Origin of the sequence: Pseudomonas sp. GR 6-02, from assembly GCF_001655615.1 — a bacterium.
GTDB lineage: Bacteria > Pseudomonadota > Gammaproteobacteria > Pseudomonadales > Pseudomonadaceae > Aquipseudomonas.
In genome coordinates, this window is sequence record NZ_CP011567.1 from 3,827,857 (window position 1) to 3,845,201 (window position 17,345).

The following is a 17,345-nucleotide window of genomic DNA, read 5'->3' on the forward strand; positions in this document are numbered from 1 at the left end:
CCCTGATCATCTGTAGGAGCGAAGCTTGCTCGCGAAGACGCCCGCACAGACAACAACTTCGCCAAGGCCAACCAAGGAGCAAAACCATGACCTTCTCCATCGCCGCCCGTTGCCCCGAAACCGGTCAGTTCGGCATTGCAATCAGTTCCTCAAGCATCGCCGTCGGCGCCCGCTGCCCCTGGCTATTGCCCGGTGTCGGCGCGGTCTCCACACAAAATATCACCCTGCCATCCCTCGGCCCGGAAACCCTCGCCCTCATGGAACAAGGGCTCTCACCTGCCGAGGCTCTGGACAAGGCATTGACCCGCAACGGCTACAGCCAATACCGACAAATCACGGCGATTGACCACCTCGGCCGCACCGCGCATTTCAGCGGTTCAGAAACCCTGGGCAACCACAATGCCGTGTCGGGCGAGCAATGCGTGGCCGCGGGCAACATGCTCGCGGACCGAGCCGTGATCGAGGCCATGGTCGAGGCATACGAACATGGCGAGGGCCAACTGACCGACCGCTTGCTCACCGCGATGAAAGCGGCGGTGGTCGCAGGCGGTGAAGCCGGGCCGGTGCATTCGGCTGCCGTTGTAGTGGTCGGCGAACTGACCTGGCCGATCATCAACCTGCGGGTCGATTGGGCTGATGAAGATCCGATAGGCAAATTGCAGCAGTTGTGGGACGCCTATCGCCCACAGGTCAAGGACTACATCGACCGCGCCCTCGCCCCCGACAAATCCCCTGGCTACGGTGTCGCCGGAGACGACCGATGAGCAACAGCCGCGATTTGCTTGAAGCCTTGGTGGCGTTCGACACCACCAGCCGCGAATCAAATCTGCAGCTGATCGAGTTCGTCCGCGACTACCTCGCCCGCTTCGAGGTGCCTTGCGAACTGATCTACAACGACGAGCGCAGCAAGGCCAATCTGTTCGCCACCATTGGCCCGGCGGATCAGCCGGGCATCGTGTTGTCGGGGCACACCGATGTGGTGCCCGTCGACGGCCAGCCGTGGACCGTCGCGCCATTCCAGCTCACCGAACGCGACGGCAACCTGTACGGTCGCGGCACCGCGGACATGAAAGGCTACATCGCCTGTGTACTTGCCCTGGTGCCGTCACTGGTGCAGGCCTCGCTGCGGCTGCCAGTGCACATCGCGCTCTCCTACGATGAGGAAGTCGGCTGTCTCGGCGTTCGTTCGCTTTTGAAAGCCCTCGAACAGCGCCCGGTCAAACCGATGCTCTGCATCATTGGCGAACCGACCGAGCTCAAACCGGTGCTCGGCCACAAGGGCAAGCTGGCGATGCGCTGCGACATTCATGGCGAAGCCTGCCATTCGGCGTACGCGCCGCTCGGGGTCAATGCGATTGAATACGCCGCCGAACTGATCGGCGAACTGGGGCGGATTGGCCACAGGCTCAAGGCACCGGAGCATCACGACACCCGTTTCGATCCGCCGTTCAGCACTGTGCAAACCGGCGTCATCTCCGGCGGCAAGGCCTTGAACATCGTCCCCGCCGATTGCCGCTTCGACTTTGAAATCCGCGCCCTGCCCTCACAAGACCCTGGCCTCGTTGCGCAGGAATTGCAGACCTACGCCGAGCAACAAGTGCTACCGCGCATGCGCGCCGTGAGTGATCAGAGTGAAATCCGCTTCAGTGAGTTGTCGGCCTATCCCGGTTTGGCGACCGATGCGCACAGCGAAGCCGCTGAGCTGATCGCGGCATTTTCCGGTTCTGGGGAATTCGGTACGGTGGCGTTCGGCACCGAGGGCGGTCTGTTTGACGCGGCCGGTATTGCGACAGTGGTGTGCGGTCCGGGCAGCATGGATCAGGGTCATAAGCCGGACGAATTTGTCAGCCTCGAACAACTGAACGGCTGCGACCAAATGCTGCAACGGATGCTGTTATCAATCAGCCGCTGATGATTGGCCCGACGCTCAGGTATACAGTCGGGCCAGTTCTTCCTGGCAGTAATCCACGAACAGCTGTACCGGTTTGGTCAGCTGCGACCTTCTCAACCATGCCGCCGACAGACCCGAACCGGTCACGGTTTCGGCCAGCGGTATGCACACGACTTTCTGCCCGTCATAGGTGTATTCGGAAAACGGTTTGGTGACCAGAATCGAAAAGCCAAAACCGCGCCCGACCATTCCTCGCACCATCTCGATCGAAGGTGAGCTGAACACGATGTGTGGCGTCAGTCCGCGCTCTTCAAAAATGCTCACGAAGTAGGTCCGGCTCGGCACCACGTCCAGCAATATCATCGGCTCCAGCACCAGGTCATTCAGCGACACTTTCGCCTGTTGCGCGAAGCGGTGATCCGCCGGCAACAAGGCGTAAGGCTGTTGCGGCGGCATCAGCGGCACTGTCTCAATCGTGCTGTCCAGATCGTGTTCGAACAGCATCGCCAGGTCGATGCTGCCGGCGGTCAGTGCCTGCACCAGTTCCTGCTGTTCGCCATCGCGAATGCGGATCTCCACACCTGGCCAACGCTCCTTGAAACCAGCGATCAAACGCGGCAGGTACAGCGGCGCCACCGTTTCAAAACAGCCAATATCGATCTGCCCCGCGACCACGTCGTTGTCCGCCAGCGCGTTCTGTTCAAACTCATGGGCGACCCGCAGCAGCTCCAGCGCCTTGCGATAAAACCGCGACCCGCTCGGCGTCAGCGAAACACCCTGGGCGTGATGCCGAATAAACAGCTGCACGCCAAAACTTTCTTCCAGGTGCTTGATCGCCGTCGACACCGACGGCTGCGCGATATAAAGCTTGCGCGAAGCCTCCGCCACGCTGCCGCAGTCGGCGGTGGTGACGAAATACTTGAGCTGTCGCAGGTTGTAAGCGGCCATGGGGACCTCCAGACACAACACATCAAAATCAAAAGATCGCAGGCTCCTACAGGAGTCAGTCAATGCACAACTCTGTGGCGAGGGGGCTTGCCCCCTCACCACAGGTTATTCGCCAGGCTCGGCAAAACCAGGCATTACGGAGTCTCCGAGAACGCTCAGGATCAAGGCTGAACATACCCGACACACCCAAACCACGGGCATATATTTTTTAAGGTCTGAAGCAACAAACTTACTAATTTATCTATCCCCGAAATCGGCATTCCACAAATGATCCAGAGCCGCGCCCAGTTCGGCTCACTCGGCGGCCATTCCCCCACTCCCCCCGAAATTTAATGAACCCCGCCCATCACCACTCACCTAACTGAATGACTATCAGGAGGTGACTCATGCAAATCGAAACGATCTGGATCGTGCTCGCGGCAGTGCTTTTGCTGATCGAGTTGTGGGCGATCAACAGGGTACGTAAAGCCGAGGGCAAATCGAGCAACAAACTGGTGTGGATCGTGGTGATCGTGTTTGTGCCGCTGTTCGGGCTGATAGGGTGGGCCATGGCGGGACCGAAACACATTGCGCAGAACCCGTAGTCACCGCAGGCCAGACAATAACGCCGGATAGCGTGCGGTAGCGATCTGAGAACTGCGCATACCCAAACGACAAAGCCCCGAATAATCGGGGCTTTGTCGTTTCTACCTGGAATACCCAATCCATCATCCAGAGTGTTCACCCGCAGCATGACTGCATCAGCATCACTCCGAAGTGGCCCAAGAAGCGGTTTGGCCTGGATGAGTCAGCCTCACTCTGCTCGCGACTGTGTGAGCGACCACATCCAGATGCTCAATACCACGAGCAATATCAAGGCGAGCACGCTTGGCCACAGGGGCATGGGATACCCATTAACGAGAACCTCGGGGCGAATAATCAGGCGCCCCAGTTGCGCCAAGGCCATCAGTGCGTAGACGGTACCGGCCACTCGCAATCCAATGATCCGGGATTTCATGCTGTTCTCCTCGACCTGACTATGAACGTAACAGGCGAGCAAAAGCGCTATTTTTTTGCCGGCCCAGTGTGTGAAGCCGTGAAGGGGCGGCCAGCCTTGGCGCGCTCCTCTCCTGCGCTCGGAAACCACTATCCAACCCTGGCCTTCACCAGAGGGAAAAGGGGACGAATTTATTTTCCAACCATCGCACGAACCAAACAAATAAATCCGCCCCTGAGGGATCTGTCCCCACTCATTTCCTTCTCTTCATCCACAGCCCAGTAAATTGCGTGTTGTCCGCTAAACAACAGTTTTCATACGGAAATAGACTGTAGCCGCCATCACGGCCACTGCAATCACGACAACGAGGCCTTCGCGTTGCAGCATGTGCCAAGGCAGTTGCCCGGCCTTCAGTTTAAGTGCTCGTAGTGCCCGAGCCCACATCGAGACCCTACCGCCGCTCAGGGCCACATTTGTGAAGTAAATCGTACCGAGGAACACCACCACCGGGCTTACCCATCGCAGCCACAGGACACCACCGGACCATGCGCACGCCAGGGCTGCGGGCACTGCACTGGGGAGTATGTGGCGGAGCAACAAGAGCCCAGCGCCTTGTCGGTACCAACGGCGCGGGAGTAACAATCGGCTAAGCAACACATCCAACGGCCCCGCTACCACGGCTACCATGGCCCAAACGTGGTAAACCTTCATGCCCATCCAGATCAATACCGGCATTATCAGTGGCATGATGACCATGCCGAACGCTTCTTTCTTCGTAGGCCCGGTAAGCACCGAAGCCATAAGAACAGCACACAGCGCCATCCATAGGAAAAGGTAAACCCCTCGATAGTTTGTGGCCGGCAACCAATCCCGCCAGTTGTCGAGTGGTTGCAGCCCAAGACGTTGAGGCACTTCGGGGTATTGATATTCAATGGCTTGGGCGAGCTCTGCAAAGCGTTGCCAGTCGAGGTTGCTAAAGCAATCGGCCATTTCACGCCGGCGGCGGTCAGTCATGGGTTTGAACAGCATGGCGGCTGCCTGCCCATGGATTTTATCGGCGTCGAATCTGGCCAGATCGCCGCGTAGGGTCTCTGCAAAAGCTTGCGCCTCGCACCGCCGGATCAGTCTGTCCCAGCGCCAGTACTCGCACGGCAGATCGCCTTGGGTTTCGTTCCAACCCATGACCTGACACACACCATCGAAAAAGGCTGGCGACCATTTTTCGGCGGACTCGAGCCAATCCAATATGCTTTGCTCGAACTGCTGGCGGCGCTCGAAGGGCAATAGCCAGTCGCTCGCCAGCCAAAGGCACAGCGCTTCCCGCACTTGGCGCTCTTTACCCTCGGCCAACCACTGCTGCATATGTTCCAGGGACGGTTCCGGAGGACTGATGGCGGTTGGAATGTCGACGCTATCCTGAGGGATTACCCACGTAGGGGCTTGCGCGGGCGGATGGTATTCCGGGGTTGATGCGCTTGCGGTTAACGGGGAATAAACGTCTTCCTCATCAATCTGCGCGCGCCAGCGGGACTCGGCCAGCGAAGCTTCATAGGCTTCCCGAAGGCGCTGGAACTGATTGGGGTTTTCGTCTGGGCGGTGGATTTTCAGCAGCCGCGCATAGGCGCGTTTGATGCTGCGTTCGTCCGCCTCCGGGGTAAGGTCCAGCACTTTCCAATGGCTCATGGTGACTCAACCCTCCCGCTCGAAATGGGCAAGACGCTGGGTAATGTCGCCACGGGCTTCGCGTATCAGGCGTTCATCCTGGGTGTCGAGCATTTGCTGAAAATGGTTCGCCAGCCCGGCAATACGTTCCCGGCCATCGCCCAGGCTTTCCTGATACAAGCGGTCCAGTCGGGCCAGCAGCAAGGTATTGATCTGCTGGTCGCGCGGGTGCACTTTCAGTGCTTCGAGGGCCGCCAACCGTTGGGCGATTTCTTCAGGAGCCAATACCCCGGGGTTGTTCTCGATGACCAGCCGATGGGTTTCGTCATTGATTGGCAAATGCACCTGGGCTTCGAGCAAACCGTTATTGTCGTAGGTGAAGCGTATGTCCAGCGTTACCTCACCGGCTTTGCGCGGTGGTACGGGGATTTCCAGTTCACCCAGGAAAATATTGTTGGCCACCAACCGGCTTTCGCCTTGGTAGATACCTAGCCTGACTACTTTCTGGTTATCACTGAGGGTGGACACGTTACGGGAGCGGCTCACCGGCACCACTGTATTGCGCTCGATAATTGGCAAGTAGTGGCCGCTTTGGTAACCGGCGCCTAGCTGCACCGAGGTCTCGATTCCCAAGGTATAGGGGCATACGTCGGTAAGTACCACTTCTTCGAGGGAGGCATGGCGCGCCTGTAGCGCCGCCTGGATAGCCGCCCCCTGCGCCACCACCTCATCCGGGTTGAGCTGCATCGCCGGGATTCGCCCGAACAGGGCCGCGACCAGCTTTCGCACCAACGGCATGCGCGTGGTGCCGCCCACCAATAATATTTCGTTCAGGTCAGCCACCTTGATCCGGGCGTCGCGCAACGCGCGCTCGATCGGGGCTCGCAGGCGGTCCAGCAGAGGCCGGACGATGTCCGCCAGGTCGCTCTGGGTCAGTTCAAGACTCCATTCACGCGTTTGCTCGCGAAGGATAAAGCTCGTGACTTGCGCCTGCCCCAAGGCATGACGAACCCGTTGTGCCTCACGCCGCAACCGCTGTGCTATGGCAGGGTGGGCCGTGTCTGGCAGGTCAGCGGCACCGATTTTGGCGATGAAATGCTCCACGAGCCGGTCATCGAAATCTTCACCCCCAAGGAAATTGTCCCCCGCGCTGGCGCGCACTTCCATGACGCCTTCGAACAGCTCGAGGATGGACACGTCAAAGGTGCCACCCCCAAGGTCGAACACCAGAAAGGTCGCTTCGTTTCGCTGTTGCAGGCCATAGGCCAAGGCTGCAGCGGTGGGTTCGTTGATCAGCCTTTCAATTTTCAGCCCGGCCAGTTCGCCGGCAATACGCGTGGCCTTGCGCTGGGCATCACTGAAATACGCGGGCACGCTGATCACTGCTTCGTGAACGGGCCCGCCTAAGGCGCGCTCGGCGTCGGCCTTGAGACTACGCAGTAGCATCGCCGAGAGTTCTTCCGCTCGATAGGCGCGCCCGCCCAGCTGCGTTTCACGGGCGCTCCCCATATAGCGCTTGAACAGAGATGTGGTGAGGTGGGGGTGGGTGTGCAGCCGTTCGCAGGCAATATCCCCGGCGATCAGTTGGCCGTGGTCGTCGAGGCCAACGACGCTGGGTGTAAGGAGGTTGCCCAACGCATTGGGGAGTAGCCGGGCATTTTCGCCATCCCAGGCAGCCACAAGGCTGTTGGTGGTGCCCAGGTCGATACCAATGATCACAGTCACTTTTCCTTAAATGAGGCGGCCGGCCAGCAGAGGACCTTGGTCGTAGGCTCAGTCATTATTGATGTAGGCGCGATTTGCGGATTCGTAGTCGGAGTTATCGGCAGTGCTGATGGTGGCTTTAACCCGCCCGCTTTGCCTTTGCCGGGTCCGACATTAAGTCGCCTTTCGAGCTCATCCTGGAAGTTTCAGCAATAAAATCACTAATTAACGCCGGACGGCGTGCGGTAACGATCTGAGAACTGTGCATACCCAAGCAACAAAGCCCCGAATAATCGGGGCTTTGTTGTTCCTGGCGGGTACACCCTCCGTAAATCCCGGAATGGTCGGCACTCGCGCCGGCGACGCGTTGGCAACACCCGCTACGAACGCAACACCCCTATCGCCCGCCGATACTTCTCAACGCGCTCCAGATCCTCCCAGGACGGCTGCGCAATCCGCGACAAGTCGCTGTTCTCTTCCAGATCAGCCAGCTTCACCACCCGCCCGATCGGGTTCTTCGCCGCGCGCTCGACGAACGCCTCGTAGGACTCGCCCGGCACCTTGGTCACCGACGCAATCGCCGTCAGCACCGCTTCACTGAAGCCTTCCTTGCGCAGATCGTCAAGGCTGACGCCGCAGTCCTCGACCACGTCATGCAGTACCGCGACGATGCGCTCTTCCAGCGTGTTCACCCGCAGCATGACTTTCAGCGGATGCAGGATGTAAGGCGCCCCGCCCTTGTCCACCTGCCCTTCATGCGCCGCGGCGGCGATGGCAATGGCGCGTTCCAGTGACTGACTCATGGGATTCTCCTCGGGTTAAATGCCGTAACGACGCGGCCATGATTTTGAAGTCTGCAAAATATGTAGGAATCTGCCCTTTGTGGCGAGGGAGCTTGCTCCCGCTGGGCTGCGAAGCAACCCCAAACCCTGATAGCCCGTTTCCTCAGACACACCACACCACCCGGCTTTACTGCGTTTGCGCCATAGAGTGGGGGAAAACCACTTTGCGAAATGACCGTCCGAGCGTCCTACACTCCGGTTGCGGCTACCAAAATCGCTGCCTAGAGTGGGGCTGTCGCTGACATCAGTTGGCGATAGGGTTTCGCAGCCCTTAAGATTGACACCTTGTTCCGTCAGGCACGGCCGACTCCCGGCTGCGTATCGTTTTATGGCGGTTGTGCGTGGGAGACCTTCGGGTCTGCCGGGTCCTGGTGTTAATCCTCCGGTCTGCGAACCCGCGCATAGCTGCCACCCATTTTGTTTCGCAGCAGAACGGTGGCAATTCTACTTTTATTAGGATTAACACCATGACGACGCAAAACCCGCTCCGCCACTACAGCCCAATGTCCCACTTCGCCACCGACCACCCCGTCCTCCTCATCGACGCCGACGCTCCGATACGCGAACTCCACAGTTGCCTCAGCGAACGCCTCAACGCCGTCCTCAAATACCTCAACCTCATGGCCTGCACCAGCCTCCCCGACTACGCCGAACACGACATCAACACCGTCACCAACATCGCGCGGATCATGGTCCAGGATGTGAGTGATGTGTTTCGGGTGATTGAGCAGCGTGGGTTCGATACGCCCAAGGGGCAGTGATTAAATTTCAGTCGTAGAAAAACCGCATTACTGCGGTTTTTCTGCTTCCTGCTCCGACTCTGACAACAACAATCAGTAAACCTGCACCCGCCACAACTCCCGCGACGAAGAACCCGCCGACATCGGCAGCCGCCCGTGCAGCGTCCGATAGTTATCGATCAGCACCAGATCACCCTCACTCCATTGATGAGCAATCAGACACTCCGGGTCATAAACCAGCGCATTGACCTGTTCCAGCAACGCCTGTTGAGCCTGCTCGTCATGGTCCTGCACCGACTGGCTCAAGGTCTGCAATGTCGAGTCGGTGCCCTCTTGGTAGCGCAGGATGAGCTCGCCGCTGCGGGGGTGGTGATCCACCAGGCTGTACATGCGCGGCGAGCCGCCGAAGTAGGTCATTTTGGTGTAGTAGGTGATGTTCACGCCCTGCCATTGTCGGGCGACTTGCTGCCCGACTTTGCGCAGTACGTTGCGGCTGTCGACGATGGTGGTCTGGCCCTCGCCCGGCTGCGGCGCGGTCTTGCAGTACAGCATGAATTTGCTGGCGCAGAATTTCGGGTTGCGTTGAACTTGTGCGTCGCTGTCGGGCAGCATGTTCAGGTCCCAGTGCAACGGAGTTTTTTCCAGCGAGTGCACCACGCCTTGGGGTTTGTCCGCAGGCTTGACCACGTGGACGGCACCGAAGGCCCATTCGTAGAGCGTGCCGAAGCGTTCGCAGCTGCGAGCAAAGCTATCCTGGTCGTCGAAGCGGCAGCCCTTGAGACAGACGAAACCGAAGGTTTCCACCAGGGCTTCCAGCAGGCCGGTGGACAGTCGTTCGAACCCCAGCCCCAACGGGTCTCGCACCACCAGGCCAAACAGCGGAAGTTTTTGCAGTTCGTACTCGAAGCCTTGGGCCTGCGGGTTTTCTGTTTGATGGTAGAGCCATGGCCGCCCCTCATAGGTGACCAGCACATGGTGGTCGAGGTCGACCTGAGCGCGGGCGCGAAGGGTTTGGCCGCCATCCAGGTTGCACACCGGCACGGCATGCCAAGGGCTGTCCGCGCGGGTCAGCCCTTCGGCGAGGCCGAAGGTGAATTTGGGGCCGGCATTGTTGTATTGATGGACCGACAAGCGAATGTCATCGCCAAAGAAACGGTCCACCGCCGCGTTCAATGCGTGCCCGCGATACATCATTTGGTAGGCTTTGAAGTTGATTTGTTGCAGGTACTCGTCCTCGCTCTGTCCTTCTTCGCGGCACAGACGCAGGTCGTTGTAGAGGTGACTGCAGAGGTTGTCATGCGCCCGGCTGAGGGACTCATCGTCGCGGCTCTGCTCGATCAGGTCACCAAGGTTTTTCCACGGTAGACGGGCCTGCTTGATCAGGCTGGCGCGAACCGACTCGGCACTTTGGGCCTGGGGAAACAGGTCTTCCATGCTGACCCACTCAATCGTGTGGGTGGTGCACAGTTCACGCAACGCCCGGTTGTAAGCGGCGCGAACGTCGTCGGCCACGCCGACGATGTCATTGAAGGTCGTGCCGTCGCTGAGGATCGACACCACGCAGCCCGGTGCGTGCAACGCGGCGATGGCTTGGCCGAGTTGGTCGAGGCGCTCGATGGCCATGACCTCGCCGTAGTCCGGCAGCACGCCGAAGGTCTGGTCGCTGGCGTTTGGCGACTTGCAGGGAAAGCCTGGCAAAACCAGACGCACTGGCAGGCCCTGATCGAAGCAGTGCCCCAATCGAAGCGCCAGGTGTGCCCTGCCTTGTGTGTCGAAACAATCATCCGTGCCTTTGAGCAGATAACCGGCCAGCAAATCGCTGACGGCAGCGATCCAGGCATCTCTATGTTCCATAGAACAACTTCCTTGAGGGTGTGTGTATCAATAGGATTTGACGGTGTCGCCATGCTCGGTGAACGCATGCGCAGCCCCGCAGGCTCGCTGCAAAACGCGCAGCAATTCGGCCGGGTGTTCACAGCACAAGTTCGGGGCCTGGGTCTGCAAGTCTGGTGTCAGGCCATAACCCCAAGTGACTGCCGCCGAATACATGCCTGCAGCACGAGCCGTTTGCAGATCGATCTCCGTGTCACCGACGAACAAGCAGCGTTGCGGATCAACCGACAACCGCCGGGCGGCTTCCCATGCCACCTCCGGTTGCGGTTTGAGCGACCTGCCTGCGCGATGCCCCAGAATTGGCCCGAAAGCATTCTGCGGCAGCAACGTTCTGGAAACCTGCAACGCCATTTCCTCGGCCTTGTTGGTCACGATAGCCAGCGGTAGCTGTAGCTGTCGGCAGCCTTCGAGCAATTCCAAGACACCGCTGAATGGACGGGAAAATTGAACCAGGTTGTGCTGATAGAGCGCCACATAGCGCTGGTGCAAGGCGACCGCATCGACTATGCCGAACTGCGCGGCGACCCGCTCGCTCATCGCCGTGGTGCCGCCGCCGATATACCCCCGCACTGTTTCCGAGGTCAGCGCCGGGCAACCATGTTCGAGCAGCACTTGGTTCAAGCACCAGGTGATGTCGGGCAAGGTGTCGACCAGAGTCCCGTCCAAATCGAAGAGTACGGCTTCGACCCGCAACCGAGACGCCATCATTGAGCACTGGCGTAGTGACAAGGACGCCCCTTGCGGAACACCAGGCGGTGATAGCGCTCATCGACATTGCTGCGTTTTTCGAGCGTGACCACACCCCGTCGCTTGATGGCCACCGAATGCCAGGGCGTACGCCACAGGTCACTGGTTGGCACCAACCGGATACCGATCTTCGTCGAGACCGCCAACTGCGGGTGAATCGACAAGCGCAGGCAATGCGGGTAACGCGCCTGCAACAGCGCCCCCCAGGCTTCACTGCGCTGGATCACCCGCTGCGAGGCCGGTTTGGCGACCTTCTTCACCGCGTTGAGGCTCATGCCAGCGAATACTTTCAGTCCCGAGTAATCCTCGGAAAGAAAGCGATGGATGCCGCAGTACATCAACATCATGTGCGGATCATCCTTGAAGCGCTGCTGCAACAAGATCAATGACTGACCGTGCTCGATCATCATCTCTTCACGCATGGCGTCCAGACAATCCAGCTGAGGGTAGGCATCCCGGAGGTCGAAATGGGCGAACGTGCCGGGATAGTGCTGTTCGGCGTAGTCCTGGATAGCGTCGGTGTAGGCCTTAACGTCCGCATCGGGAACATGCACCAAGTCAGAGAACACATAGCCATCGGAGCAGATATGAATCAGCGCGCCCGGTGCGTAGATCTCCTGGATCTCTGTGCACAGGCGGTTTAACTCATCGATAGCATGATGTTCAGCAAGATCGGGCAGATGACTCAGGGTTTTCTTGCGGCTGGGCGATTTGCCGGGAAAGGCTGGCAAGACCATTTCAATCTTGCGACCGCTCTCGACCGCCTGCATGACCTTGGTCAGATGGGGTTCCAGCACCTGCGACGACAGTTCGTGATCCTGCCCCGGGGCGAGGCTACGACGGCGAAACAGGCATTCAAGGATTTGCTCGGCAATGTTCATGTGTGGGGTGTTCTGATGCTCGTGCACCAGCTGACCGCACACCTGTTGAGCAACGGTGTTTGAACCTTGCATAGACAATCCCTTGTGTGGTGAACAACGGCCATCTTTTGGCCATCAGCAGATATCCCTTACCTGCGGGCGGCTAAATTCCTACAAGTTGTGAGGGCTGTCAATCGTGGCAATCCGGAATATTACGGCACCGAAATCATCGAAAAACCCTCACACAGGCTCATGCAACGTCCAGGCTGGCAAGGCCATACTGCGGCCACACAAGTGTGTCTGGTTCTGATTCCATTGCGCTCTTCCTGAAAAATAGATCGGAAGGTGTGAACCTTGTTCAGGATGGGACACCGTCCCCTTTTCTCGTTAGCCTGACAATCTGGTCAGTGCCGGCCACAGTTAGAATCAGCGGGAGGCTCAAAATTGAGTACGTTCGACAATGGACGACTAGATTTCCCGGACGGGACCACCTCATACACACTAAACGCACATATTGCCTGTCCGTTACCCTCAGCGGCGGGCCGATAAACAAGGGAAATCAGGGACAGACCACGTTTAATCGAAAGAGCACTGCCCTGCTCCCAAAAAACGTGGTCTGTCCCCGTTTATTCCCCCGTTTATTCCCCGGGACAGATCTATTTTCTGGGGCGCGCACCACAACCAAATAAATAAATCCGCCCACTTTCTTGTCGCAATATTTATTGAAGATGGGACATAACAAACAATTAGATCCGCCCTCTCTTGCTTTATTAAGCTTTGACTAGAACAAACTCCAAAAACACATCGCTATCTGCGATCGATTCAATAAACAATTTAGCTGCTTCTCTGGATGCTGTCGGAAATTCTCTCCCGGCTACAGCAACCAGAGTGGAAAAGTCAGCAATACAGTCCATATCAGGAACTCTTTTGCCTCCTGCTATTTTAAAGCCTTCAATTCCGAGCACTGCGGCGTCATTTTGCTCGCAAAACCCCAACAGTTTAATCGCATCATCCAAGCTAAATAGAGGCGTGCCCCCCCAGAGCAGGGTCGGCTCCAGCTTAATACCCATCAGTCCGAAATCTTTCATTAAATCAATCCCAAGAGTATAAACGGGTATATAAACGGGTATAAACGGGGACAGACCACGTTTTCCATCTAAAAAATCTAGTGCTTTTTCGGTCTGCCCGGGCATCCCCGCCGAGCTCGTCGCCCAATTATAGCTTCAATTTCGGCTGCAAATCGCGAATCACCAAGTACATAGTTGCCATTGGTGGCAGCCCGAATCTGGTCAACCAATCCTATCTCCAACTCGCTTCTAAAAAGCTCGCGATAGACTTCAGCAGTCGATACATCTGTGTCCCCAAGCGATAGGTACTGAGCATGCGGGGTAATGAGATGCGAAAACTCTGATTGTGCGTTAGCACGATAACTCGACCAACGATATTCCGCAGGATGCGTCACCATTTTGGCTCTGACAGGATTCATCTCAATGTAGCGATAACAGGCCAATACATAACTATCACTTTGAACAAGGCACGAACGGAAGCGTCCTTCCCATAAAGTCCCACTACGTCCATATGTACGATTTATGTATTGCACATATCGTTGCCCTATTCCTTTCATAAGCAAACTGGTACTGCTGTGCTCATGAGGGCTAATCAACAAATGGACATGATTAGTCATAAGACACCATGCGTGAATTTCACACGAATTTTTGTTGGCCTGTTCAGCAAGCAGCTCTAAATAAAAAAGGTAATCATCCTCTGAAAAAAAGCAAACTGATCTATTATTTCCTCGTTGAATCAGATGCAAGGGGACACCTGGCATCAAGAGACGTGCTCTGCGTGGCATATGGTGAATCCGTTCACAATTAATGATGCCAATAGCTTAGTCAATTCTATGAAAAACAATCTCCCTATCTATTTCACACTATTTCAGATCGCTAAAGTGCGACACAGAAAAATGTAGTCTGCCCCCATTCTCTCGATCACTTTAAAAAATTTTCTTTCACAAAATCCATCTCTAATTTCATACGCTCCAAATCCTCTCCACCCACCCCAGCTTTTATTAATTCTTGCACAGCACACTTCCCATATATATCAGCTAAAAGCTCCAACATCTCCTGAGCGTACAGGCTATCCTTTGACAACACCAACCCACGACGGGCTCCTTCCATATATATAGCAGTTTGAAGAACCGCATTTATTCCTGGCGAACCATCCTGAAGCAAACTTTCCGCCTCATCTTGGACATATGCAAACGCCTGTTCAGGCCGAAACTTTCGCCCTTCAATAGCATCACTATAAAGTCTTTTTACCAAACAAACCGCATCATAAAAATCAAGATCAGCCTTCACGTTTAATTCTCCACTGTAAACACGTTCAACTGAATTTTCGGGTATCGATCGCGAAACTGTCTAATCACATCAGTACAGCTAGGGCAAACCGACTTCTCCGATATTAGATTTATTTGCCCAACAGCACTCGGATTGTCTCCTAGCCGCTGAGCGACAGTTTCAAGAATTTTGAACTCTGGGAAAACGGGGACGATGGGAAAACGGGGACAGACCACGATTAAATTGAAGGAGCATTATCCAGCCCCTCGATAAATGTGGTCTGTCCCCGCTTTCGTTCCGCTGGTCAGGCTGGCGGCGGCGCTGCTTTGGGATTTTGAGACGGTCGGTCTCGGCGATTTCCCAGTGACCGTTACGGCGAGAACCGCTGCGGAAGTCACACCCGGCAATCGGGATCAGATTGAAAAACGGGACACCCATTAGCCTTGACTCGAGACCGGCTAATGGGTGTCGCCTTTACGCTTCTTCTTTCCTTCGTTACAAAAACCGAAGTTTCCAATAGTCATTACCTGCCTTTACCCAGTATCGTTCGTTATCAGGAATCAGAAAGCTAAAATCCGCACACTCGGAGATCCAATCTGAATAGGCAAGGTCTTCATGAGCGCGCCCATAATCCAGATGCATATATATTTTTCGATCAAAATTTATATAAAACTTCGGAAACCGTGAAGAAATTACATTGGCGCGCTTAAAGTCAGCCATACTTAACGCCTCACCCGTTAAATAGTACACCTCAACTTTCTTAAATATATCGCCATCATCCCCAATAAAGTTCTCAAGCTCAAACGAAGACAGGATTTTTTCATTTGAACTCTGTAAATACTGCGGAAAATTATCCGCAGTCATTCTCAGAATACCCCCTCTAAATTCCTTACAAGCAAGATCATACTGCTCTTGGGTAATATCTCCACCCTCGAGGTAGGCACGATAATCTTTCTCCGCATCAAGACAAAAATTGTATTTTTCATCAACAACCCAAAAGCATCTCCCCGAATGAACAAAAAAGCAGACACTTTTTTCGCCATTCCAGAGATCATCAAAAACCGATTGATTCAATGTCATTTCCCGAACTCCTTGAGAAATTCATCTTGGGTATAAACGCGCGCGTTACTCGAGTTTTTTTCGAGCAGCGATTCCCAAACCTTAGGTAACTCCAACGAGTAACCTGGCTGACCCGGATCTACTCTTTTTGGTGCGTCAGGATCTCTTGGAATGCCAGGAACCGGCTTCTGAGGTATCACTCTATCCATAATTTCCTTATGAAGGCCGGCATCAACGTCAATGGGAAAACGGGGACAGACCACGATTAAATTGAAGGAGCATTATCCAGCCCCTCGATAAATGTGGTCTGTCCCCGCTTTCGTTTTTTTGCACCAACTAATCAACCATGCTTTTCAGAAAACTAATACCAAACTCATCACGAATCACATACAAGCTTTCGTACTGAAAAGAAAGAACAAATTTAAAATCCGTCTCTATCGACAGCTTCGTAAGGAAAGACTTAATATCCTCAGAACTCTCCAGCAAATATTTTATAGGACAATGAAACGCTCCACTCATACCTGCTTTCCAATCAACATTGACCCCTTCAGCAGCAACGTCCTCAGGAGTACTAAAGCAACGAAATACAAAATAAACACCTGAATATTTAAAGTTACCTGTTAGATAACCACTTTCAATTGCGTGCTCAGCCCCCATCACTGAGAGCACTGAAGCAATTTCTTCAAAGGAAATTTCAACTTCAATCTCAAGATTCATTGTAATTGTCACTTCGCAGCCCCTATCACTCTAAATTCCCCGCCTTTCATCAAACATCGAAAACGGGGACAGACCACGATTAAATTGAAGGAGCATTATCCAGCCCCTCGATAAATGTGGTCTGTCCCCGCTTTCTTAAAGAGCCGAAAAATTACAAAACACTAACGCGCTTGACCGCGTCCTCTGTTGACAGCATCCAGAAGCAGTTCTAGCTCAAGGCCATAACTATTCGGCTCAAAGCTTTCCTCTATGCCGTTCATCATAAACTCATTTGAAATCAACTCGCATAGCTCGTCTATCTCACTCGATGATAATGAACCATGAAGTAATTTCTCAGCCAGTGTCAGCTGGAATTCTCCCGCCAAAAAACACAATGCAACTAAAAGCTGCCATTGGGCGCTCGTTAAGACACAGTTCATTTTCCAGTCCCCGAAGATGATTTCCCCCAACCGGTGACCACTTTACCTTCAGCATTGACCACTATGACTGCATCCGCCCCCGTATACCTGAATGTTGGACCGTACTTTGAAGGGACATATTCAATTTTTAGAGGGCTAGACCAAGCGCTACTGAGTGCAGAAGGGCTAACACCAATGCCGCCATCCCTTCCTGCAAATTGCTCCAATGCGTGATTTGAATAGCTAGTGATCTGTGTAGGTGCCCTTGCTCCGGCAGCCTGCTCGGCAACCAATTGCATTTTGAGTCTAGCAGCATTAGCTGCGCTGCCTGCTCCTGAGTCAGGAATAGAGGGAATACTTTTTGTGCCGATATCGACGGGGGACTTTACGCCAGTCAAACCACCATCAATCGCGAGCCCGAGGCCAACGCCAACCGCTGTGGCTGCAGATTCATTGCCTCTAACAACATCCGCACCACCGCCCTGCATGATGTGTAGATTGTCCAAATACCCTTTTAAACGCAACTCTTCGGGCAAGCTCAGGATCGAATTCCAAGCGTTTTCGATATCCTC

General features: G+C 55.2%; 19 protein-coding genes. 4 read left to right on the plus strand and 15 right to left on the minus strand.

Going from position 1 to position 17,345, the window contains the following annotated elements; genetic code table 11:
- Positions 1-86 precede the first annotated feature (86 nt).
- Both PGR6_RS16800 and argE read left to right on the plus strand, forming a co-directional pair.
- A complete protein-coding gene (locus PGR6_RS16800) occupies positions 87-764 on the plus strand; it encodes a DUF1028 domain-containing protein (RefSeq protein WP_064618446.1) in 678 nt (225 codons plus the stop codon).
- Positions 761-1,912, plus strand: a complete 1,152-nt coding sequence (argE, locus tag PGR6_RS16805) for an acetylornithine deacetylase (RefSeq protein WP_064618449.1) — start codon at positions 761-763, stop codon at positions 1,910-1,912. The genes PGR6_RS16800 and argE overlap by 4 nt, the downstream gene beginning before the upstream one ends.
- Before the next feature lie 15 nt (positions 1,913-1,927).
- Here argE and PGR6_RS16810 read toward each other — a convergent pair whose 3' ends face one another.
- Entirely contained in the window at positions 1,928-2,839 is a 912-nt protein-coding gene (locus PGR6_RS16810) for a LysR family transcriptional regulator (protein WP_019648652.1), read from the minus strand.
- 386 nt (positions 2,840-3,225) lie between these two features.
- Between PGR6_RS16810 and PGR6_RS16815 the strand changes: the two genes are divergently transcribed.
- Positions 3,226-3,423, plus strand: a complete 198-nt coding sequence (locus PGR6_RS16815; RefSeq protein WP_064618452.1) for a PLDc N-terminal domain-containing protein — start codon at positions 3,226-3,228, stop codon at positions 3,421-3,423.
- A 209-nt stretch (positions 3,424-3,632) separates the two neighbouring features.
- Here the strand turns inward: PGR6_RS16815 and PGR6_RS16820 are convergent, their stop codons facing one another.
- From PGR6_RS16820 to PGR6_RS16835, 4 genes are all read right to left on the minus strand, one after another.
- Entirely contained in the window at positions 3,633-3,836 is a 204-nt protein-coding gene (locus PGR6_RS16820) for a hypothetical protein (protein WP_064618454.1), read from the minus strand.
- A 279-nt stretch (positions 3,837-4,115) separates the two neighbouring features.
- On the minus strand, positions 4,116-5,498 hold the full coding sequence (locus PGR6_RS16825; protein WP_064618456.1) for a J domain-containing protein: 1,383 nt from the start codon (positions 5,496-5,498) through the stop codon (positions 4,116-4,118).
- Between the two features lie 6 nt (positions 5,499-5,504).
- Entirely contained in the window at positions 5,505-7,196 is a 1,692-nt protein-coding gene (locus PGR6_RS16830; protein WP_064618458.1) for an Hsp70 family protein, read from the minus strand.
- 365 nt (positions 7,197-7,561) lie between these two features.
- Positions 7,562-7,984, minus strand: coding sequence for an HD domain-containing protein (locus tag PGR6_RS16835; RefSeq protein ID WP_064618460.1), 423 nt, complete (start codon positions 7,982-7,984; stop codon positions 7,562-7,564).
- A gap of 506 nt (positions 7,985-8,490) precedes the next feature.
- Between PGR6_RS16835 and PGR6_RS16840 the strand changes: the two genes are divergently transcribed.
- Complete coding sequence (locus PGR6_RS16840; RefSeq protein ID WP_026331719.1) at positions 8,491-8,784, plus strand: fructose-bisphosphate aldolase; 294 nt, start codon at positions 8,491-8,493, stop codon at positions 8,782-8,784.
- Between the two features lie 72 nt (positions 8,785-8,856).
- Here PGR6_RS16840 and PGR6_RS16845 read toward each other — a convergent pair whose 3' ends face one another.
- The 10 genes from PGR6_RS16845 to PGR6_RS16880 all read right to left on the minus strand — a co-directional run bounded on the left by PGR6_RS16845 (position 8,857) and on the right by PGR6_RS16880 (position 16,794).
- Complete coding sequence (locus PGR6_RS16845) at positions 8,857-10,617, minus strand: isocyanide synthase family protein (protein ID WP_064618462.1); 1,761 nt, start codon at positions 10,615-10,617, stop codon at positions 8,857-8,859.
- Positions 10,618-10,644: 27 nt separating this feature from the next.
- On the minus strand, positions 10,645-11,361 hold the full coding sequence (locus PGR6_RS16850) for an HAD family hydrolase (protein ID WP_064618464.1): 717 nt from the start codon (positions 11,359-11,361) through the stop codon (positions 10,645-10,647).
- Positions 11,361-12,356, minus strand: coding sequence for an isocyanide synthase family protein (locus PGR6_RS16855; RefSeq protein ID WP_064618466.1), 996 nt, complete (start codon positions 12,354-12,356; stop codon positions 11,361-11,363). The genes PGR6_RS16850 and PGR6_RS16855 overlap by 1 nt, the downstream gene beginning before the upstream one ends.
- 677 nt (positions 12,357-13,033) lie before the next feature.
- On the minus strand, positions 13,034-13,456 hold the full coding sequence (locus PGR6_RS16860; RefSeq protein WP_172901179.1) for a hypothetical protein: 423 nt from the start codon (positions 13,454-13,456) through the stop codon (positions 13,034-13,036).
- Positions 13,429-14,115: a transposase gene (locus PGR6_RS29510; RefSeq protein WP_082920874.1), complete on the minus strand. Its 687-nt coding sequence runs from the start codon at positions 14,113-14,115 to the stop codon at positions 13,429-13,431. The genes PGR6_RS16860 and PGR6_RS29510 overlap by 28 nt, the downstream gene beginning before the upstream one ends.
- 136 nt (positions 14,116-14,251) lie before the next feature.
- Positions 14,252-14,620 carry a hypothetical protein gene (locus PGR6_RS16865; protein ID WP_064618468.1) on the minus strand — a complete coding sequence of 123 codons (369 nt, stop codon included), beginning with the start codon at positions 14,618-14,620 and terminating at the stop codon, positions 14,252-14,254.
- 2 nt (positions 14,621-14,622) lie between these two features.
- Positions 14,623-14,835, minus strand: a complete 213-nt coding sequence (locus PGR6_RS30770) for a deaminase domain-containing protein (RefSeq protein ID WP_177343093.1) — start codon at positions 14,833-14,835, stop codon at positions 14,623-14,625.
- Positions 14,836-15,094: 259 nt separating this feature from the next.
- Positions 15,095-15,679: a hypothetical protein gene (locus tag PGR6_RS16870; protein WP_064618470.1), complete on the minus strand. Its 585-nt coding sequence runs from the start codon at positions 15,677-15,679 to the stop codon at positions 15,095-15,097.
- A gap of 315 nt (positions 15,680-15,994) precedes the next feature.
- Positions 15,995-16,375 carry a hypothetical protein gene (locus PGR6_RS29975; protein WP_156523294.1) on the minus strand — a complete coding sequence of 127 codons (381 nt, stop codon included), beginning with the start codon at positions 16,373-16,375 and terminating at the stop codon, positions 15,995-15,997.
- A 161-nt stretch (positions 16,376-16,536) separates the two neighbouring features.
- Positions 16,537-16,794 carry a hypothetical protein gene (locus PGR6_RS16880; protein ID WP_064618474.1) on the minus strand — a complete coding sequence of 86 codons (258 nt, stop codon included), beginning with the start codon at positions 16,792-16,794 and terminating at the stop codon, positions 16,537-16,539.
- Between the last annotated feature and the right edge of the window lie 551 nt (positions 16,795-17,345).